A 19,635-nucleotide genomic window follows, 5' to 3' on the forward strand; every position below is an offset into this window, starting at 1 on the left:
CTAGGGGGCCCGGATAAAAGGACCCCACGTTGTTTTTTCAGGGGTCCTTTTCGGTAAAAGAACCCAGTTATTTAACGATCAAGTTCAAAATTTTGCCGGCTTTGTAAATCACCTTGTCGGGATTCTTATCGCCAAGCACAGCTGCCACCTGTTGAACGGCTTTCGCCGCGGCAAGAGCTTCCTGTTCGGAGGCTGCCACGCCAATTTCGATCGTGCCGCGCATTTTTCCATTCACTTGCACGCCAATTGTCACAGTGTCATCAGCGCACAGGGTGTTATCATATTTTGGCCATGGAGCCAAAGCGCAAAGTCCCTCTCCGTTCATTTTTTCCCACAATTCTTCAGCCAAATGCGGGGCAAACGGAGCCAGAATCTGTACCAGCGGTTTAACGGCCAAAACAGAGCGGCATTCTGCACGGTAAAGCTCGTTCACCAGGATCATCATGGCGCTGATCGCAGTGTTAAAGCTCATGGACTCGATGTCTTCTGTGACTTTTTTAATCGTTTTGTGAACTAATTTCTCAATCTCCGGAGTCAAAGCCTCGGAAGTTGCCACCAGTTGACCGTCGTCATTCACCACAAGGCGGGTGATACGATCCAGGAAGCGTCTTACACCGTCGATACCAGTCGGAGCCCAAGGTTTATCCTTGTCCACCGGACCCATGAAGCTGATAAAGGTTCTCAAAGCATCGGCACCGTGGGAACGGGCAATGTCTTCCGGAGAAATCACGTTTCCACGGGATTTCGACATTTTCTCGCCATCCGGGCCCAGGATCATCCCCTGATGCGCCAATTTCTGGAACGGTTCATCGTGGGTCACAAGACCGCAGTCAAAAAGAACCTTTGTCCAGAAGCGGGCATACAGCAAATGACCGACCGTGTGCTCAGGACCGCCGACGTAAAGGTCGACTGGCATCCAGTACTTTTCAGCCTCGGGGCTGAACGGAGCTTCGGTGTTTTTCGGATCAATGTAACGCAGGAAGTACCAGGAAGAACCCGCCGCACCCGGCATGGTGTCGGTCTCACGACGGCCTTCTTTATCGCCATCCATGTACTTCACCCAGTCCGCGTTGCGGGCCAAAGGTGCTTCGCCAGTGTCAGCTGGTTCGTAGTCAGCGACTTCCGGCAGAATCACCGGAAGTTCATTGACTGGAACCCCTTTGGATCCGTCAGCAAAGTGAACAATCGGGAACGGCTCGCCCCAGTAGCGCTGACGGCTGAACAACCAGTCACGCAGCTTGTACTGAACTTCGCGAACACCCAGTTTGTTTTCTTCCAGGTGCTTCAGCATTTTGGAGATGGCTTCAGTTTTATTCAGGCCGTCCAGGAATTCAGAGTTGATCATGATGCTGTCGCCTTCAAATGGCAGCAGATCACTTTCAAGAACGGACTTGATTGGGATGTTGAATTTGGTTGCGAACTCAAAGTCGCGGGCATCGTGACCTGGAACAGCCATGATGGCCCCTGTGCCGTAATCCATCAGCACATAATCAGAAATCCAGATTTCGATTTTGTCGCCCGTGATCGGATGGGTCGCATGCGCCCCGGTGAACACGCCGGTTTTTTCCGTGGAAGCCTTGCGGTCCACTTCGGATTTTTTCGCCGTGTCAGCGATATAATTTTCCACCGCCGTGTATTGCGGCTGGGACGTGATTTTTTTAACCAGCGGATGTTCCGGAGCCATCACCATGAAAGTCACACCGAACAAGGTGTCCGGACGGGTGGTGAAGACTTCGAAGGTGTCTTTTTCGCCGTGAACCTGGAAGGTGATGCGCGCACCTTCGGATTTTCCGATCCAGTTGCGCTGACCTTCTTTGGTTCTTTCCGGCCAGTCCAGTTTATCCAGATCATTCAGAAGGCGTTCAGCATAGTCCGTGATTTTCAGCATCCACTGTTTCATCGGAACGCGGATCACCGGGTGACCACCACGCTCGGACTTGCCGTCGACAACTTCGTCGTTGGCCAAAACAGTTTTCAAAGCCGGGCACCAGTTCACTGGAACTTCTTTCTGGTAAGCCAGACCACGCTCATAAAGCTTCAGGAAGATGAACTGGGTCCACTTGTAATAATCAGGCTCACAAGTGGAGATCTCGCGGCTCCAGTCAAAGCTGAAGCCAAACGTCTGCAATGTTTTGCGGAAGCTGTCGATAGCTTTCTTGGTGGTGATTGCAGGGTGAACACCTGTCTGGATCGCATACTGTTCAGCAGGCAAACCGAAAGCGTCATAACCCATCGGATGAAGAACGTTGAACCCGTTCACACGTTTGTAGCGGGAAATAATATCGCCCGGAGTGTAAGAGGCCATGTGACCCACATGCAACCCGGAAGCCGAAGGGTAAGGGAACATATCCAGGGCATAATATTTCGGCTTGGAGCTGGTTGTCTCAGCCTGAAACGCTTTCGCGTCCATCCATCTTTTCTGCCACTTTGCTTCGTACTCGGTGAAGTTCAAACTCATAAAAACATCCTTCAAAATTCAAAGAAAAACACCACAACCATAATTAACGAAAAACCCCAGACAATTCAACGAATAAGACCCCCTTAGCGCCCACATCAGACCCCTCCACAAAACACAGAAAATGTAAGAAAAATCCCCGGCCCAAAGTCCACAAATCCCAATCCAGTCGAAGCGCATCACGTTGTCTCCAAATAGCCGGCACTTCGCGCGCGGGCGCACCAACAAGATCTGTCTGAGGGGGAAGGGGTGGGGGCTGAGCTCCGCCGCAAGTTCCGCAGGTCCGGGGAAGTGTGGGATGCAAGGTGCCCCCGACGAGCCAAAGGGCCTGTAAATATGGAAGAACCCACCGAGCGAGGACTGTCCGAAGCGCCGGAGCTCAGCCACCAGTCCTTCTCCCGGCGGGGCAGGATTAAAGTTTGGTTACCCAGTCTTATGATTAGAAAATTGTCTAAATAATTCCCAGAATTAACCGATCAGTATCCCAAACGTTACACTGGTATGTAGATGAGTTTTGAAGTCAGCCCCAAACAACCTAAAAGTCGCCGTATTCTAGTAATCGACGACGACAAGGACAGCCTGGAAATTCTCCTGGAGCCATTGCGCTGGGAGGGCTACGACGCGCGCGGTGTGACCACCGAGGCGGAAGCTCATAAGCTGATTGAATCCTGGATCCCTCACATTGTTATTTTGGACTGGATGGCGCCTTCCATGGCGGGTTTGCGGGTGTTGAAATCCGTGCGTGAGCGTCTGTCTCACGTTTCCTGCGTGTTTGTGTCGGAAAATTCCAGCACCGAAGCGATTATCGAGGCTCTGGACTCGGGTGCGGATGACTACATCGTAAAACCATTTGTGCCGCTGGAACTTCTGGCGCGCATTCGCTCGCAGCTGCGTATCCGTGATTTGCACGAGCAGTTGCTTTTCGCCAATGAAAAACTCAAAGAGCTTGTTGATACCGATGACCTGACGGGTCTGTACAACATGCGTTCGCTGTATCAACGTCTGGACTTCGAGATGGAGCGCGGTCGTCGTTTCCACCGTGATGTCTGTGTCGTGATGATGGATATGGACTATTTCAAAACCGTGAATGACGGTCATGACCATCTGTTCGGCAGCTATGTGCTTTTGGAAGTCGGCAAGATCATTCGCGCCAACACCCGCAATATCGATATCCCAGCCCGTTACGGAGGGGATGAGTTCCTGATGGTGCTGACGGAAACCAATCACGCCGGTGCGATGTATTTCTGTGAACGCTTGCGTGAAAATATCGAAAAGACCACCTTCCGCAATGGGGAAGACTCAATGAAGCTGACCGCTTCTTTGGGCTTTGCCATCACAATTCCGGGTGAAAATATCAGTGCCCGTGAACTGGTTCGTCGTGCCGACCACGCGCTTTATGAAGCCAAGCGTGCGGGACGCAATCAAGTGGCTCATTACAAGCCCGAAGCTGCACCTGTGGTGGAAATCAAATCTGCCATTCATAAGCGCCGTAAGGCTGCTGGCTAATTAGTCATTGACCTCGTCCGGGGTATCTAAGAAAACGCTCTTATATGCAAAGCTCTGTTTCGTCCGCTGATAAAATCCGTAATCGTGCCGCATGGATTTCTGCCATCGCCAGTGTCGTGATATTCACGATGAAGGTTGTCGCCTATCGTCTGACGGGCTCCACGGCGGTTTTGTCGGATGCGTTGGAAAGCATCGTGAATGTCATTGCCGCCATCGTGGCGCTGTTTGTGATTCGTATTGCCGCTCAACCGGCGGACGAGGATCATCCTTATGGTCATGGCAAAGCCGAATATTTTTCTTCCGCCTTTGAAGGCGGGATGATTTTCTTTGCCGCGATCATGATTATTGCCGAGGCCGCCAAGGCATTGATTTATCACGAACCGACCCAGAAGCTGGAAGTGGGTTTACTGATTGTCGGCGGAGCTGCTTTGGTGAATCTGGCTTTGGGTTTGTATCTGAAGCGAGTGGGGACGACCCATCAGTCCGACGCACTGAAAGCCAGCGGGGCCCACGTACTGTCCGACGTGCTGACAACCGCGGGTGTGATGGTGGGTTTGGGGCTGGTGCTGCTGACCGGAATTCAATGGCTGGATCCGGTGATCGCCATGCTGGTGGGTTTGCAGCTGGCGTATGCCGGATTCAAGATTGTGCGTGAATCCCTGGGGGGTCTGATGGACCAGCAGGATGTGGAATCGCTCGAACTTCTGGCCGGGGCGCTTGAAAAAAACCGCGTGCCCGGGGTGATCAATATTCACCATCTGCGGGTGATCCGCTCGGGACGTTTCCATCACGTGGACGCCCATATGGTGGTGCCGGAATATTGGGATGTTTCTCAGGTTCATGCCATGACCGGTGAATTTGAGGCGGCCGTGGTAAAGGATTATGAGTTTGACGGGGAGCTGGCTTTTCACCTGGATCCTTGTAAAAAATCCTACTGTGACAGCTGCGAGGTCCCTCAGTGCCCGATTCGTTTGCAGCCGTTCCGCCACAGACAGGACTTCTCTGTGAAAAGCTTGACCGATGACCCGGGTCCGACTAATCAAGGGACCCATGACAGATCAGGCCCTAAGAAGACAAATTAATATCACCAAAGACCTTCCCAACCAGAATGCCTACACCCTGGCGTTGAACGGCGAATACGCACATGTGGCTTTCGATGAGCTGCGTGCTCCGCTGAACAAAGGCAAATGGCGTTCTGACGTTTTCAAAGCTGATCCGGCTTTGCCAATGGACGTGGAAGTGGGCACCGGGAACGGGACTTATTTTGCACATCACGCAAAAACCCATTCCGACCGTCTGCTGGTGGGCCTGGAACTGAAATACAAACCTTTGATTCAGTCCATCCGTCGCGCCATGAATGCGGGCTGCAAAAATGCGGCGATCACGCGTTTTCATGCGTTCAACATTGATCATCTTTTTGCGGAAGGCGAGATCGACAACGTCTATATCCATTTCCCGGATCCATGGACGTCGCCGAAGAAACCGAAAAATCGTTTCGTCTGCAAAGACAATCTGGAATTGCTGTTCCGTCTGCAAAAGCCGGGTTCATTCATCAATTTCAAAACGGATTCTTTGGTGTACTTCCTGTGGGCGATGGATGAAATCCGTCAGTCTCCGTACAAGATCATTTTTGAAACTCAGGATCTGCATAATTCCGAAATGAAAGATCAAAACTTCGAAACGGCTTTTGAGAAAATCTTCCTGCGTGAAGGCATCAAAATCAATTTCGTCCGTTTGCAAAAGGCCTAAGGTTCTAGGTCCAGCGTTAAAACGCAAAATTCAAAATTAGTCCCGAACTCGGGATACAATGGGCCCATAGAAGGAGATTTCTATGGGTTCTTTATTAAAGGCTACTCTGGCACTCCTTGCTTTGATTCTGCTGCTGGGCTTTGAACAGGCCGGTGCGGCTGTCACGCGCGAAACTGACTTTGTGGCTCCGGCAGAGCCGACCACGGTTTTGCGCAGCTCAGTGATTCCTTGTTATGGACGAAATCAATCGGGCATTGGGCGAAAAACCAATATGTCACGCGTTGAAGGGGAGCGCTGCGCGGTTCCGCAGCCGGTAGAAGCCCGTCGTCTGGATCGTCCCGATCATGAATCTGATGATCCTGGCAGGGACTTTCAAAAGCGGGCTCTTTGAAAGTTGCACTAGCGAACGCCATCCTTGTCATAAGGGATAACAGCAACGTCGATGACGCCATTGTTATTAACTTCGCCAGTTGTAAGGATACCGTCACCTGCAACGATCGCTATTGTTTTGAATTGCAAATAGTCATCATCTACCACGTAGCCGTTGTTGCCAAAAGTGGTGTCCAGAGTTCCGGCTGGAGTCAGGCGGGCGATAAAGGCTTTTCTATAGTTTTCCGTTCCCGTCAGAAGCCATCTTCCTTGAGAATCGCAGACGGCTGAAGTCAGCATGTTTGCTGGTGCCGTCGGTATAGCCAGGATGCCGCCCGTGCCCCAAGTCGCATCCGGAACTCCATCTTGGTCCATTTTCAGAATGAACTTTTCTTCAGAATCATAGTTTGCATAAAACAGGGAAACATTTTGATCGCTGTCGAAGTGAAGCGACATGTATTCGTTTTCCATGTTGATACTTTGCATGGTGTACCCGACAGAGTTAAACGTCAGATCAAGCGATCCGTCAGGCAGAAACCGGATGACATAGGCATCATCATAGCTGTTGCCCGCAACCATCAAGCGGCCGTTCCTGAAGGTGGCGTCCAAAGGCCAGACTTCAAGTGTGGTCACAAGCTGCCCGGAACTGCCAAAGCTTGTAGCAAGGACGCCGGCCGGATTGTATTTGGAGATCATCATTTTCTCCGAGTTAGCCCCTTCCCAAAGCTTGTTCAGGACGTACAGATTTCCATTTGCATCGGCGGCAGTAATTCCCATCGACATGGCTTCAGGGTTGGGAAGTGAGATGATGCCCGTTCCATTAAATGAAGTGTCCAGAGCGCCCGCAGCGGTGATTTTTAAAATTTTTTGAGTCGTTATCTGGGTGGCCTCGTTGCCGATATCCACTGACAGAAAGTAGCCTCCAGCAGGATTTTCAGCCAGGAACATGTATTCAATATATTCGAAGTTGTCGGCGTAAAAAGTAAAGTGCCCCTGAATTCCGAAGTTGGTGTCGAGTGCGTAATTGTGCTCTTTGGATAAAAACACGGCCCTTCCTTCAAGCATCGTCCCGGCCACCAGGAGATTTTCGCCCTGTATTAAGGATCGCTTCACCTGTTCATTTGAAGAAATCAAAAAATGCGGTCTGAGCACTCCGGCAGTGCCAAAAGAGTTATCAAGACTGCCGTTACTTTCCAGTTTGGTCACGTAGTAACCGCGAGGGCTGTCCGGACTGATGGAGATTCCATACAGATAGATGCGGTCGGATCCATCCAGGGTCACAGAAGTCGCAACTTTATTCAGGGCGGTGTTTTTGATTTTGAAATCGCTCAGCGACACAAGTCCCGAGGTCCCGAAGCTGGCATCCGAAGTTCCATTTGCCAGGACTTTGGCGACCCGCAGTTCGGTGTTGGCGCCGTTTACTTTGCTGCCTGTGATCAGCAGATCGCCTGAAGATGTTAACGTGATATGGTCGGTGTAGGAAAAGTTTGGGGCCAGGCTGAAAAGGCCGCTGGTGGCAAAAGTATTATCACGGGTGCCATCATCATTCAGAGCGATGATTCGTGGACCTGCGACAGTCCCGCGACCCAGACCGAAGATTTTGCCAGGCTTGGTAATAACAGAATGGATGCGGTCCATATCGAACATCGTGGCTTGATAGTAGTCGGTTAGAATGCCGTCTCCGGAGAAGGTTGTATCCAGAACACCGCTTGTGTTGAACCGGACAACAAAGAATTGGTTCCCAGCCGCGCCGGCACACACCATCTTTTGGTCACTTTGAAGGGTGCAGTCTTCAAGCATGCTGAAGGCGGAATTCACATCCGTTTTGGCAAATCCGGCGGTGCCATAGCTGGTGTCGAGGCTGCCGTTGGTAAGATAGCGGCTGATAAAGATCTCGCTGACGCCAGTGTCGGTGAATTCCCCAATCACATAGATTCGCTCTGAAGAATCCACTTTCAGCCATCGGGCGATGTATTTGGTTTGATCCAGATTGATATTTACAGGATTTCCGCTGTTAAAACTGGTGTCGACGACACCATTGATATCTGTTTTCACAAGGCCGATGAATTCACCCGAGGGATCGTAAATGTAACCCAGTTGCACCATCACGTCGCCAGTGGAATTTAAGGCCGAGTGCGCTTGCGAAAAATACGGAGTCTCTTGTTGTGACTTCCCGGTGGAAAGGGCAACCGGGGCACCCTGGTTGTTTATCTTTTTGAAGTAGCTGTTCGTGTAGTAGTCATTGTAAATGACGCTATTAAAGATAATTTGTCCGTCGCTGCCGATATGGATCTGTTGGGCGTTCCCGCGTCTTTCCGGGAAATTCGTGCGCACATTGAAGGACGAGGCGGTGACCTTGGAAGGATTTCCTCCCTCAGGTGGGCTTAGAGACGGCAGACCATCGGCGGCCAAACGAAGCAGTTCAGCCTCAATGGTGCAGCCGCTTAAGAATAAGCAGGAAAGAAGTAAAATCCAAAGGTGCCGAATATTCATGATCCTCCCGGACTAGAATTTTATCGGCCTGACGGTCGAGGTTCTGAATAGAGAATATGAGACAAAGCCCTCTTTTAACTATCAATCTGAGACAGAACCAGGGGGGTAATTGTAATTACCAGTACGTAGCATCGACAGTGATGTCACCGAGAACTCGGGTTTGGCAGCTGATACGGACTTCTTTGGGAAGATTATTGGCGTCCCTCAGGAAGCATTCTGTTTCGTTCTCAGCGCTGAGGTGTTCCTGGCCTTCAACGACAACGATTTTGCACTTTGCGCAAACCCCGTCACCGTCACAACTGGAGGCGACGGGAAGTCCGGCCTCCAGCAGAGCCGTCATCAGGACCGTTTCGGTGGGGACATCCACCGGAGTGCGTATGTTCTTTTTAAAAGAAATCAAAGGCATAGCCCAGTGTAGCTGACGCAGTCCAAAACGTGCAAAGAACTAATGAAAACGGGCCCATTTGTGGTAGCCTTGATCCGTTATTGTCCCGACCAATTGTGAGGTAATCTATGACTCAGGATCAAAAAGTTGAAAATGTCATCATCATCGGTTCCGGCCCTGCAGGCCTGACTTCCGCTATTTATACTTCCCGCGCCAATCTGGAGCCTTTGATGATCGAAGGTGAAGAGGCCGGCGGTCAGTTGATGACCACGACTGAAGTTGAAAACTTCCCGGGCTTTGACCACGGAATCACCGGTCCGGACCTGATCACTGTCATGAGAAAACAGGCCGAAAGATTCGGCACTCGTTTCATCACCCGCAACGTGACGAAAGTGGATTTTTCCCAGCGTCCGTTCAAAGTGTGGATCGGTGACAAACTTCACCTGGCCAAATCCATCATCATTTCCACTGGTGCCAGCGCGAAGTATCTGGGTCTGCCTTCTGAAAAAGTTTACGCCAACCGCGGTGTTTCTGCGTGTGCAACGTGTGACGGCGCCTTCTTCCGCAATCAGGAAATCGGTGTTGTCGGTGGTGGTGACACGGCGATGGAAGAAGCTCAGTTCCTGACTCGCTTCGCAACCAAAGTGTACCTGATCCACAGACGTGATCATTTCCGTGCTTCCAAAATCATGGTGGACCGTGCACTGAAGAATCCAAAAATCGAAGTGCTTTACAACACTGAAGTGACCGAGGTTCTGGGTGACGGCAAGGGTATGACCGGCGCAAAAATCAAAGGCACCGTTGATGGCGCTGTCAAAGAACTTCCGATCACCGGTCTATTCCTGGCCATTGGCCATAAGCCGAACACCGACCTTTTCAAGGGTGTTTTGGATATGAATGAGACAGGCTATTTGATCACCCAGCCCAACACCACGTATACTAACATTCCAGGTGTCTTTGCGGCGGGAGACGTGCAAGATCACGTATATCGTCAGGCGATCACGGCAGCCGGTACAGGTTGTATGGCGGCGATCGATGCTGAAAGATGGCTGGAAGCCCAGGAAGCTCACTAAGGAAGATATGAAGGACAAAAGAATCAACACCAAGGATTTGATCGAAAAGATCGAGAAAATGACCAAGGCCCGCATTGCTTCTCAGGAAGTTGTGCCTTTGGATCAGTTCCGTGAAGCCAAGAAAAAGCTGGATCCAAAGATCATTCTTGTGATCGAGGACGACGAAACCATGCGCCTGGCGATGAAAAGAATCCTTGAAAGTGAAGGTTACGTGACAAAGCTTGCGGCTGATGGCACCGAGCTTTCCACGGTACTGGATGATCACTCGGTGGATCTGATTCTGATGGACGTGGGTCTGCCATGGATCAACGGTTTTGAACTGGCGCAACTGCTGAAAGAACACCGCGATCTTAAAAAAATCCCGCTGGTGTTTGTCTCCGGAAAAGCTTCTGAAGAAGACATGAAAAAAGCTTTCGAGATCGGCGCTGATGACTATATCAAAAAGCCATTCGACGTTGAAAAGCTGAAAAAAACTGTGGAAACGCTTTTGAAGTTGAATACGTAATCGAAGAGAAAATGATTTAAAAAAATATGGACCCCTCAGTGAGTGATTGCTGAGGGGTTTTTTATTACAGACCAAAGTTCTGTCTCAAAACGAGAACACAGGCTGTTTCCATACTTTCCCAATACTTCTTGCAGAAAATAGTGAACGTGGCCCCCTTTTTAACGATAGAATTAAAGGACTCATGGCACGTAAACACGTCATCATCTTACTTATTGTAATCACAGCGGTTGTAGCGCTTTCCCTGTTCCTAAAAAAGGATCAGGAGCCGACATTGACTGAATCCCTGAAAGAGGCCGCCGATGTTGTTGAATCCTCAGAGGACCGTCTGAGCGAAGAGGACATCGCCATGCAGTCCCCGGGTGCGCAAATGCAGGTTACTGAAATCCCGTCGCACGGTCAGAACCAAGCGGAAGAATCCCGCCGTTTGCTGGAACCAAAAAGAAAGCAGATGGTTTTACCAAAACCTGATGATCGCCGATTGGCACAGTCATCAGTTCTTTCCGGGACTGCCTGGAAGGTGTGGGAAGGTGTAACCGCGTATCCGCAGTCTGCCGGAAAGCGCAGCGCCTATCTTGCTGAAATCAACGGTTACTATCTGGTCGAAGAAGACGGCTTCCGCGGCGATGACCGCCACTTCTCGGCGTCGCAGCCATTGGCAGTTTATAACGAACGCAAAGGTATTGCGGGCGTTGTGACCGGCACCATTCAGATCACCGTGAATGAAGGCGTGAATATCGATTCTCTGATTCAGGAATATGACCTGAAAGTTGTGGGTTCGATGCCGGAAGCAAATATGTATTTTGTGACTTCGGCGCAGGACACTTTTAATTTGTCCTCTTTGAAAGAACGTTTAAGCAGCGAACCTGGCATCAGTCAGACCCAGCTGGAGATTTTAAGCAGGAAGTATGAAAAGTTTTAGTCCTAAAGCCAAAATGCTGATGGGCCTTGCGGTGATAGCTGCTATCACGGGGACTTTATTTACCAACTGCGCGAAAAACAGTTTCACTGCGGTTGGTGAAGAGCTGGCGGGCACGGGCGCGGATCCGTTGTTGGGTTATGCCTGGCATATCAATAATACCGGACAAAAAGTTTTTGCCAGTGATGCCGGAACGGCCGGTGTGGATTTGAATCTGTTACAGACTTGGACTTCCGGGTTAACCGGAAATGGAATCAAGATCGTGATTTCCGATGACGGTGTTCAGGATGTCCATCCTGACCTGAAGGACAACTTCCTGTATGGGGTTTCCAGGAACTATCACACCTCCGGAACAAACAATGCTCCGCCGAACTCTGCCGACGACAATCACGGGACTGCGGTTGCGGGATTGGCGGCAGCTGTGGGTGATAATGGCGTGGGCAGTAAGGGTGTTGCCTATAAGGCAAAGCTGCTGGCGTACAATTTCCTTTCCACCGGAGTTTCACAAACTTTCACTCGTATGGCCGAACAACTTGGTGGCGGCCATGATGTTTACAATATGAGCTGGGGGAATTCTCAGAACTATCTGCCGGATCCGGTGGCTGCCTGGGAAACGGCTTTGCTAAACGGTGTGCTTAATGGTCGCAGCGGTAAAGGCTCGATCTATGTGAAGTCTGCGGGAAATGACTTCCTGGTGGAATGCAAAGGATCGACAGATACTTACTGCATCGGTAACTCCAATCTGGATCCGGACAACAGCACTCCGTACACGATACTTGTGGCGGCTTTAAATTCAACAGGCGATGCAGCTTCGTATTCTTCTGTGGGGGCCAATGTATGGATTTCTTCCTTTGGTGGAGAGTCCGGTGATGACTCTCCAGCGATGGTGACCACGGACCGCACGGGGTGCACGGCGGGTTATGCTCAGACCAGCATTTCGGGCAAAGTGGAATTCGAACGGGGTAATAACGGAAACCTGAATTGCAATTACACAACGACATTTAACGGGACTTCTTCGGCGGCTCCGGTTCTGACGGGGGCGATTGCTTTGCTTTTGGAAGCCAATCCGAACTTGAACTGGCGTGATGTGAAATACATCCTGGCCAAAACAGCCGTGCAGGTTCGTCCGAATTCAGGGGCGATTAGCAACCATCCTCTGCGGAATTATCCGGGGAATGCTGCCAAGAACGTGATTCTGCCTGCGGGTGCTGTCTGGGAAAATGCCTGGGTCACCAACAGTGCCGGTTTCAAATTCCATAACTGGTATGGATTTGGCCGCGTGAATGTGGATGCGGCCGTGGCAATGGCAAAGAACTATACTTCGACATTTACGGCCGGTCTTTCGGGGACCAGCTGGGTTGAAAACACCACACGGGTGGCAATTCCTGATTACAGTGCGACGGGTGTCAGCAACACCGTGACGGTGACCGACAATCTGCGCATCGAAGGGGTTCGTATTCGTTTGAAGGTGGATCATGACCGTGTGGGCGATCTGGGTGTGGAATTGACGTCTCCGTCAGGCACCAAGAGCATGATTCTGAATATGCGAAATTCATTGTTGGGTCAGGTGGATTATGACAATGAAGTTTTCCTGAGCAATGCCTTCTTCCAGGAACGTTCCAACGGCACCTGGACAATCAAAGTCATTGATGGTGGTTCAACCTTTAATGGGGATCTGGTCAGCTGGGGCGTTCAAATCATCGGAACGCCTTAATTTCCAATAAACATGGACGAGATGCAGCGGGTTTCAAGATTACCGCTGTAATACGACGTTGAACCCACGCGGGTGAAGGTCTTCGTCGTGCTGTCATAGCTGAATTTTTCAATATTGTACGGAATGTTTCCTGTCGTGAAGTTCGTGGTCACAGCGCCGCCGGTGGCAACGTACAGATGCCCCTTCACTTCGTCATAAACCATCGCGGAAGCTCCATAGATCACACTGGGAACCTCATAGGCATTCACCGCATCTGAAATGGTGTTGGCGGTTTCATCAACATCATAAGTGTAGATTGAATTCAGCATGGATCCCGAGATCCCTGCGTAAGTCACCGCGATACGCCCGGAATCAGGCATGTACACCGAAGACGTCGGGTAAGCGGTCAGGGCCGGGCCGGATTGTGCCGCCAGACATCCGGTGGTTCCGTTCCAACCCGTCAGTCCGTTCATGATACCAATACGATTGTTGGCGCTGGAGGCATTCTGGGAATGAGTGTAGATGATGTTGTAACCAGCGGCATTGGATGATGTCGGATAGGTGGCAAGTGAAGTGATGTTGGTGACCGAGGCACTGCAAGCGCCACCCGGTCCCTGCACCCAGGCATTGGTGCCTGTCCCGGTTTCGCGGGACTTGCCCGTGTCGAGCTTTTCAATCGCCGTTGTACGGCTGATCAAAAGACCATCCACGACTGAAAATAAAAAGCGAGCGGCCGATTGTAACGCGCCAATAGGGGCCGTCGCGGAAGTGTTGTTATAAAAAGTTTGTCTTTCGCCGAGCAGTTCTTTTTTGATCCGCTCGATACGCCGTTGTCCGGTGTGCTCAAGCAGGGCCAGCAGATGTTCATCGTCGTGATTGACAATACTGACCGGAGTTGTGCCCGGAGCATCCAGCACAGAAGAAAAATCGGCGATGCGGCCTTCATACTGAGCAGTTTCAAGACCGATGCGGAAGATCACATTGGAGGAAGTCGTTGCACTGTAAGTGGTGTTGCCAGTGCCGGAATAACAGGCGCCGCTGGCGATGTACAGGTAGCGGGGTTTGGAAGCTTCTTCCAATTCTTTCTGACAACCCGTCAGCAGACCAAGTGCGGTCCCCATCACAACAACGTACTTCAGTGTACTCATAAAGACTCCTTAATGGATTTCTCAAAATTAGATATCGGGTTTGTGTTAAAGAGTCTTGACGTTGATATGAGAAAACTGGCCTCGATCTTTCATTAAGAGGGTTTAACGCAATAATTATTCTGAAAATTTGAAGGATGATTAAGGAGCAAACAATTCAGCATCGCAATTTATACGACGATAGTCGTGAAGAGGCGCCGATGCGCGGTCCTGCAAAACAGTATTTTTTGATAAGGTTGGAGTAAGACTAGCCGGCGCTGCGACGGACCTGATCCTGATAAGCCACGTAAGCTTTCAGCAAAGCATCCAGACGCAATGTCATGGTGACGTCTTGTTCGATGAACATCAGACGGCGAGGGTCTGCCAGGTCACCCACGATTTTCGCGCGGAACAGCAGACGGGCTTTGGATGGATCCGGTTCAAATGGATTTACAATGATCAGATCGAAAGGCTTATTCAGGAAGTCTCTTGGGATTTCGTCTTCAAGCATGGTTCCGCTTAAAGAGATGTCCTTCGAATAAGTGCGGAACGAGCGCACCTTGGATACCAGCACGACTTCAATTTTGAAGTTGTGACGGGGATCACGACGGCGATCAGAACCTTTGGGTTCAGGCTTCGCGGTCTGGGACAGCGGATCTTCTTCAGGCTCGTCACCTTTCTTTTTAGGTTTTGGCATATCGGATTTGTCTTTGCGGATCTTGGCCAGATCCAGATCATCTCCGTTAAAATCTTTCTGGTGATAGCCACCGACTTCACGGTGCTTCAGGGGAATATCGCCCACCACAACCTGCGTGTACGGACTGTCAACACCACCATTGGTGGCTGGAGCATTCTTGGTCGCGGTCAGGGTGTGTTCATTTTCACCCGGAAGAGAAGGCATGCCGCCTGGCTTCGGGGGTTGAACGATGACGAAATAGTTTTGATCAGATTCCAGGAAGTCTTTGATGGACAGCCAGCTTTCCCAGCCCGGGGTCCACAGGAAGAATTTCGAGTGTTCATGTTCAGGAATGGACAGGATCGAAACTTGAGCTTGAACCACAGACATTGGCTTTGTCTGCGTCTTGGCCTCAGCATCATAGATGATCCAAATTTTGCCTTGGGTCTTCATTCCACTCCTCAAACTAATTCCTATAGAAGTTATCGGAGTTTTTTGGTTAATCCTTTACACTGTCCCCACGAATGGGACCAAGGTCCAGCATCCATCAGGCCCGGACTGAGATTCGTTCAATCAAACCTGAGAGTTCCTGATAGTGTTCCAAAACAGCCAGGGGTTCATATGACTCCAGTATAGGAGTCGCCGTATATCCAAACCCAATGGCGATAGAGGCAACCCCAGCCCTTTGAGCTGAGACCATATCCGGGATGCCATCGCCGATCATCAGGGTGTTGCCAGGCAGACGGCCCGCCAGTTTCATCATTGTTCTTAAAGGAAGCGGACTGGGCTTTCTTTCTTCCAAAGTATCCGCGCCGAAAACATTTACCCACGGGTATTTGTCCAAGCCCAGGTGTTTCAAAATGACCTTCGCGGGGATTTCATTTTTGTTCGTGATGATACCCATCGGTCCCTGATAGCGGGACAGGAAGTCTTCCACGCCCGGATAGATGCGGGTTTTTTGCAGCATCTCTTCTTCGTAGGTTTTCAGGAATTCCATTTCCAGGGCGATGATGTCGGCGGGTTCCAAAGGGGCGTCTTTAAATAAATCGGCGATAAGCTTTTTAATGCCCTCGCCGATGTGAGAGATGATCAGTTCATCGCTCAGAGTTGGTTTGGAATGGTTTGCCAAAGTGCGATTGACGGCCACGATAATATCCGGGGCCGAGTCAATCAAAGTGCCATCAAGGTCAAAGACAAGAAGTGGATTCATAGGCCACTATCTTGCCGTTTTTGACGTTATTCGACAATCTCAAAGTCCACGCGGCGATCCCGCGCCATTTGCGAGGATGTGCCCATGGTGTCGCGGGCGACAGCTCCTTTGCCAATCGTTTCCAGTTTGTCTTCAGCCACACCGCGAGAAACCAGATAGTCACGCACGCGCATCGCACGGGCTTCCGACAGGCGCAGGTTGCGATCGGTGTCGCCTTGAGGGTCCGTCAGGCCGGAGATACGGATTTTTTCATAGGAGTTGGCGGTCTTTTTCAGCTCGCTGGCGATTTCATCCAAAGCACGGCGGCTGGAGGCATTTAGTTCTGAACTTCCGACATTGAAGCGAATGTTCTGGGAAAGGGTTGAGAACTTGGTGGATTTTTTTAAATCACCGGCGGCTCCGGACAGGGCCGAATCAGGACCGCGGTTGCCGCGTTGACCGATGACGTTTTCATCCTCTTTTTTGGATTTGCTGGAGCAGGCCCCCAAGGCAAACACCAGGGTCAAGGAAGCGGCAATTTTAATAGCTGAAGACAAATTCATGGAAATACCTCCGTGTTAGAGAAACAGGTCCCTTAAGGCTATGCGCGAGCAGAATGACGGGCAAATTAACTTCCTGTTAACTTCAAAGGCGGGATGTGCGAAGATAGGGCATGCGTGAATCCGTGTTAACCCACAAAGACAATTATATGCTTTCACTTCTTTCTGAAGAAAGTGATCTGAAAAAACGTTCTCGCCAGTTTGCGGATGAATTGAATCTGGGAAGAATCAGCATCAATGCTGCTGAAGCGAAGTTGATTCAGACTTTGGTGCGCACGCATGGTTGCCGCAAATTTGTCGAGATCGGCACGCTGACAGGATTGTCTGCCCAGTACATCTTTGAAGCCCTGCCTGAAGGCGGGGAGCTGTGGACTTTGGAAAAAGATCCGAAGCATGGCGAGTATTCGTCACAGATTTTTGCACAACTGGATCAGTCCCAAAAGAAAATTCATCTGGTGATGGGTGATGCTCGTGAAGAGCTTGAAAAAATCGCAGCTTTGGGGCCTTTTGATGGCGTCTTCATCGACGGGAACAAAGCGGCTTACTTTGACTATCTGACTTGGGCCGAGAAAAACGTTCGTAAAGGCGGCTTGATTCTGGCTGACAACATCTTCCTGTCAGGCTCGGTGTGGGGAGAACCCACGCAGAAATTCTCAGACAAACAAACCCGCATCATGCAGGACTTCAACAAGCGCCTGGCGGACCCAACCCTGTTCGAATCCGCCATCATCCCCACCTTCGAAGGCCTCTACATCGCCCTCAAAAAATAAACTAAAAGGTTCCCGGTTCTTTTTTGGGTCCCCACTGCGTTAGACGCGTTGTAGACCCAAAAAAGAACCGGGAACCTTTTTCCTATCTCATTTTGAGACGGCGGCTTGGCCCTGCCTTTGCTTTACTCCTTAGCTATCAGGTCCGCCTCGAACCACGAGGCTCCGGCCCGCGGAAGTGCCGTTTTTCAGTACTCACGCGTAAAGAAAAGGAGCAGTTATGAAAAAGCTTAGCGTTATCCTTGCGATCAGTTTGGGTTTGGCCGCGTGTGCGGAAAAAGATTCTGATTACGCAAGAAAGTACCGCAACAAGGCCACCGACAAAGCCAAGGCGGAACAAATTGTTCCGGGCGCGAGATCTGCTCCGATCTGCGAAACACCTGAAATCAATATCTGTGAAAAATCGGTTCTGCCCATCGTGGCGGATATTAAAAAGAACGGTTTCGCCGCCGCAGTGAAAGCCCTGAAAGCCGAGCTGTCTTTGCCGGAAGAATTTGATGGATCCAAAGAGTCGTTCCAAAAAACCATCACCGATGGAGCCAAAAGATTCCAAGCGCAAAGTCGCCTGCTGGTCCTGGCCGACAAAGAATACCGAACCATCTATAACTATGATGAAGAAGTGAAAGAAGCCACTGAGATCGTGCGCAAGCTGATGATTGAGTTTGTGACGTCAGAAAAGCTTGAAAATGGCCGTATGGATTTGGTCGGGACCTTGAATACGACAGTGGTTCAGTCCGTGTCAGAGACTTTTGAAAATTCCTATCAAGGCAAAGACACGGTCACGATTGATATGGCCGTGGGCTGCGGAGTTGACGGTTTGAGCGTGATGGCTCGCTCATTGCTGCCGGGGGGTGGTCCCAGTGGTGTGATCTATATCTGTCCTGGTCAGTTGTTGCTGAATGCCGGAAAAACCAAGACGGAAAGAATCGCAGGCCTTGTGATGACCCTGGCGCATGAGATGACTCATCAATTGCAGTTCCGTGGATTCGAACTGGATAACCGAGTGCTGTCATGTGTGAACTCGGATATGGCGGACAAGTCTGCGAAGTTCATTGAAAACAAAAACAAAGAAACGCAGGCTGATATCATTGGTTTCCGCATCTTGAACAAATTCCTGGCGCAGGATAAGGAGCTTTCAGTTCAGTCAGAAAAAGCCAAAGCGGCATTGTCCTGGATGTGCCATCTTGAGGATGCAGAAAATGAAAGTGACAGCTCAACTCATCTGGATAACAAGTCCCGCCTGAAAAACTTCTTCAAGTTGAAAGAGACCGAAGACCTTCTGGGTTGCAGCAAAGGACCTCGCTGCTAAAAAGAAAAGCCGCATGATCTGTGATGCAGAAATGCGGCTTTTTTATTTGGAAGAGTATGCTTCCACTTTCATTTCAATGGAATATTCCTTCGAGGCTTCCTTCAGTGGAGCCAGAATCCAATCCCATTCGCGCAGTTTGGTGAAGCCGTCAAAATTGACTGGATAAGATCCTTGATAGATCTTTTCCCCTTCCGGATTGCGATAGGTGACTTCACGGTCTGTGTAAATCAGCTTGTGGCCGGAACACTGGCGCAGGTTCTTCAGATGAATTTCCCCAAAGGCTGTGCAGATCTGGTCTTTTTCAGCCAAACTCAGATCCTTTTTCATGTGTTTTTCCAAGGCTTCCATCGGAAGCAGCGCCAGCTGGGACAGCAGGTTCCCGGACACAATCAGGTCGGCTTCAAAGTGGAAAATCTGTTTTTCAGTCAGATCCTGAATCAGTTTGTTCAGGTCCTCCAGGGATTTCAGATTTTCCAGTTCATGCAAAGATCCGCCCAGATCCTGGGTGACCAGCTTCAGGCGTGAATTGCGTTTGGCCGCCCAGTGGTGTTTCAAAGGATGAATGACATCCACCAGGGTGATGCTTTCAAAATTGTCCACCAGCAGGTGCAGCGGGATTTCATGCAAATGGGCACTGCCCAGAACCACCACGGATTTTTTCTGAGGCAGGCCTTTTACAACTTGCAGAAAAGTGTCCTGACAGTTTTTCAGATGCGGTAGCCATATTTTTTTACAGCGTTCAAAGCGGTGCTTCAAAGAAATCGAATGATAGACGAATCCGTATTTTTTGGCGACGGACGTGGCAGGGGTGAAAATCATTTCAATGGCTTCGCGGATCATGCCGGCACCATAACACCGCGGGATCG

At 50.4% G+C, this 19,635-nt stretch carries 18 protein-coding genes; 10 read left to right on the forward strand and 8 right to left on the reverse strand.

Annotated features, from left to right (window positions below; all coding sequences use genetic code 11):
- Positions 1–67: 67 nt before the first annotated feature.
- The gene (leuS, locus tag BDT_RS01790; protein WP_041576846.1) at positions 68–2,458 is read right to left on the reverse strand and encodes a leucine--tRNA ligase; all 2,391 of its coding nucleotides are present in this window, start codon (positions 2,456–2,458) and stop codon (positions 68–70) included.
- Between the two features lie 504 nt (positions 2,459–2,962).
- Between leuS and BDT_RS01795 the strand changes: the two genes are divergently transcribed.
- The 4 genes from BDT_RS01795 to BDT_RS01810 all read left to right on the forward strand — a co-directional run bounded on the left by BDT_RS01795 (position 2,963) and on the right by BDT_RS01810 (position 6,101).
- The gene (locus BDT_RS01795) at positions 2,963–3,961 is read left to right on the forward strand and encodes a GGDEF domain-containing response regulator (protein WP_015089551.1); all 999 of its coding nucleotides are present in this window, start codon (positions 2,963–2,965) and stop codon (positions 3,959–3,961) included.
- 44 nt (positions 3,962–4,005) lie between these two features.
- Complete coding sequence (locus BDT_RS01800; RefSeq protein WP_015089552.1) at positions 4,006–5,043, forward strand: cation diffusion facilitator family transporter; 1,038 nt, start codon at positions 4,006–4,008, stop codon at positions 5,041–5,043.
- The gene (trmB, locus tag BDT_RS01805) at positions 5,012–5,710 is read left to right on the forward strand and encodes a tRNA (guanosine(46)-N7)-methyltransferase TrmB (RefSeq protein WP_015089553.1); all 699 of its coding nucleotides are present in this window, start codon (positions 5,012–5,014) and stop codon (positions 5,708–5,710) included. The genes BDT_RS01800 and trmB overlap by 32 nt, the downstream gene beginning before the upstream one ends.
- Positions 5,711–5,792: 82 nt before the next feature.
- On the forward strand, positions 5,793–6,101 hold the full coding sequence (locus BDT_RS01810) for a hypothetical protein (RefSeq protein ID WP_015089554.1): 309 nt from the start codon (positions 5,793–5,795) through the stop codon (positions 6,099–6,101).
- An 8-nt stretch (positions 6,102–6,109) separates the two neighbouring features.
- Here BDT_RS01810 and BDT_RS01815 read toward each other — a convergent pair whose 3' ends face one another.
- Together BDT_RS01815 and BDT_RS01820 are read right to left on the reverse strand one after the other, a co-directional pair.
- The gene (locus BDT_RS01815; protein WP_015089555.1) at positions 6,110–8,572 is read right to left on the reverse strand and encodes a hypothetical protein; all 2,463 of its coding nucleotides are present in this window, start codon (positions 8,570–8,572) and stop codon (positions 6,110–6,112) included.
- 115 nt (positions 8,573–8,687) lie between these two features.
- Complete coding sequence (locus BDT_RS01820; RefSeq protein ID WP_015089556.1) at positions 8,688–8,978, reverse strand: 2Fe-2S iron-sulfur cluster-binding protein; 291 nt, start codon at positions 8,976–8,978, stop codon at positions 8,688–8,690.
- 107 nt (positions 8,979–9,085) lie between these two features.
- Here BDT_RS01820 and trxB point away from each other — a divergent pair, with 107 nt between their 5' ends.
- From trxB to BDT_RS01840, 4 genes are all read left to right on the forward strand, one after another.
- Complete coding sequence (gene trxB, locus BDT_RS01825) at positions 9,086–10,030, forward strand: thioredoxin-disulfide reductase (RefSeq protein WP_015089557.1); 945 nt, start codon at positions 9,086–9,088, stop codon at positions 10,028–10,030.
- Between the two features lie 7 nt (positions 10,031–10,037).
- The gene (locus tag BDT_RS01830) at positions 10,038–10,535 is read left to right on the forward strand and encodes a response regulator (RefSeq protein ID WP_015089558.1); all 498 of its coding nucleotides are present in this window, start codon (positions 10,038–10,040) and stop codon (positions 10,533–10,535) included.
- Between the two features lie 181 nt (positions 10,536–10,716).
- A complete protein-coding gene (locus BDT_RS01835; RefSeq protein WP_015089559.1) occupies positions 10,717–11,454 on the forward strand; it encodes a hypothetical protein in 738 nt (245 codons plus the stop codon).
- Complete coding sequence (locus tag BDT_RS01840; protein WP_235046228.1) at positions 11,441–13,165, forward strand: S8 family serine peptidase; 1,725 nt, start codon at positions 11,441–11,443, stop codon at positions 13,163–13,165. Before BDT_RS01835 ends, BDT_RS01840 begins: the two co-directional genes overlap by 14 nt.
- Here BDT_RS01840 and BDT_RS01845 read toward each other — a convergent pair.
- From BDT_RS01845 to BDT_RS01860, 4 genes are all read right to left on the reverse strand, one after another.
- Positions 13,162–14,292 carry a hypothetical protein gene (locus BDT_RS01845; protein ID WP_041576847.1) on the reverse strand — a complete coding sequence of 377 codons (1,131 nt, stop codon included), beginning with the start codon at positions 14,290–14,292 and terminating at the stop codon, positions 13,162–13,164. The genes BDT_RS01840 and BDT_RS01845 overlap by 4 nt on opposite strands.
- 244 nt (positions 14,293–14,536) lie before the next feature.
- Complete coding sequence (locus BDT_RS01850) at positions 14,537–15,397, reverse strand: PilZ domain-containing protein (RefSeq protein ID WP_015089562.1); 861 nt, start codon at positions 15,395–15,397, stop codon at positions 14,537–14,539.
- A 94-nt stretch (positions 15,398–15,491) separates the two neighbouring features.
- Positions 15,492–16,154 (reverse strand): HAD family hydrolase, encoded by a 663-nt coding sequence (locus tag BDT_RS01855; protein WP_015089563.1) that lies wholly within the window; start codon positions 16,152–16,154, stop codon positions 15,492–15,494.
- Positions 16,155–16,180: 26 nt separating this feature from the next.
- Positions 16,181–16,696, reverse strand: coding sequence for an OmpA family protein (locus BDT_RS01860; RefSeq protein WP_015089564.1), 516 nt, complete (start codon positions 16,694–16,696; stop codon positions 16,181–16,183).
- 110 nt (positions 16,697–16,806) lie between these two features.
- Between BDT_RS01860 and BDT_RS01865 the strand changes: the two genes are divergently transcribed.
- Complete coding sequence (locus tag BDT_RS01865) at positions 16,807–17,463, forward strand: O-methyltransferase (protein WP_015089565.1); 657 nt, start codon at positions 16,807–16,809, stop codon at positions 17,461–17,463.
- Positions 17,464–17,680: 217 nt separating this feature from the next.
- Entirely contained in the window at positions 17,681–18,769 is a 1,089-nt protein-coding gene (locus BDT_RS01870) for a hypothetical protein (RefSeq protein ID WP_015089566.1), read from the forward strand.
- Positions 18,770–18,811: 42 nt separating this feature from the next.
- On the opposite strand, the gene BDT_RS01875 is transcribed toward BDT_RS01870, so the two are convergent.
- Positions 18,812–19,609, reverse strand: coding sequence for a hypothetical protein (locus BDT_RS01875; RefSeq protein ID WP_015089567.1), 798 nt, complete (start codon positions 19,607–19,609; stop codon positions 18,812–18,814).
- Positions 19,610–19,635: the final 26 nt, after the last annotated feature.

It is taken from the genome of Bdellovibrio bacteriovorus str. Tiberius (genome assembly GCF_000317895.1).
Classification (GTDB): domain Bacteria; phylum Bdellovibrionota; class Bdellovibrionia; order Bdellovibrionales; family Bdellovibrionaceae; genus Bdellovibrio; species Bdellovibrio bacteriovorus_F.

Coding starts and splice junctions, on each gene's coding strand:
- leuS (WP_041576846.1), bottom strand. CDS start 2,458: ATGAGTTTGAACTTCACCGAGTACGAAGCAAAGTGGCAGAAAAGATGG.
- BDT_RS01795 (WP_015089551.1), top strand. CDS start 2,963: ATGAGTTTTGAAGTCAGCCCCAAACAACCTAAAAGTCGCCGTATTCTA.
- BDT_RS01800 (WP_015089552.1), top strand. CDS start 4,006: ATGCAAAGCTCTGTTTCGTCCGCTGATAAAATCCGTAATCGTGCCGCA.
- trmB (WP_015089553.1), top strand. CDS start 5,012: ATGACAGATCAGGCCCTAAGAAGACAAATTAATATCACCAAAGACCTT.
- BDT_RS01810 (WP_015089554.1), top strand. CDS start 5,793: ATGGGTTCTTTATTAAAGGCTACTCTGGCACTCCTTGCTTTGATTCTG.
- BDT_RS01815 (WP_015089555.1), bottom strand. CDS start 8,572: ATGAATATTCGGCACCTTTGGATTTTACTTCTTTCCTGCTTATTCTTA.
- BDT_RS01820 (WP_015089556.1), bottom strand. CDS start 8,978: ATGCCTTTGATTTCTTTTAAAAAGAACATACGCACTCCGGTGGATGTC.
- trxB (WP_015089557.1), top strand. CDS start 9,086: ATGACTCAGGATCAAAAAGTTGAAAATGTCATCATCATCGGTTCCGGC.
- BDT_RS01830 (WP_015089558.1), top strand. CDS start 10,038: ATGAAGGACAAAAGAATCAACACCAAGGATTTGATCGAAAAGATCGAG.
- BDT_RS01835 (WP_015089559.1), top strand. CDS start 10,717: ATGGCACGTAAACACGTCATCATCTTACTTATTGTAATCACAGCGGTT.
- BDT_RS01840 (WP_235046228.1), top strand. CDS start 11,441: ATGAAAAGTTTTAGTCCTAAAGCCAAAATGCTGATGGGCCTTGCGGTG.
- BDT_RS01845 (WP_041576847.1), bottom strand. CDS start 14,292: ATGAGTACACTGAAGTACGTTGTTGTGATGGGGACCGCACTTGGTCTG.
- BDT_RS01850 (WP_015089562.1), bottom strand. CDS start 15,397: ATGAAGACCCAAGGCAAAATTTGGATCATCTATGATGCTGAGGCCAAG.
- BDT_RS01855 (WP_015089563.1), bottom strand. CDS start 16,154: ATGAATCCACTTCTTGTCTTTGACCTTGATGGCACTTTGATTGACTCG.
- BDT_RS01860 (WP_015089564.1), bottom strand. CDS start 16,696: ATGAATTTGTCTTCAGCTATTAAAATTGCCGCTTCCTTGACCCTGGTG.
- BDT_RS01865 (WP_015089565.1), top strand. CDS start 16,807: ATGCGTGAATCCGTGTTAACCCACAAAGACAATTATATGCTTTCACTT.
- BDT_RS01870 (WP_015089566.1), top strand. CDS start 17,681: ATGAAAAAGCTTAGCGTTATCCTTGCGATCAGTTTGGGTTTGGCCGCG.
- BDT_RS01875 (WP_015089567.1), bottom strand. CDS start 19,609: ATGATCCGCGAAGCCATTGAAATGATTTTCACCCCTGCCACGTCCGTC.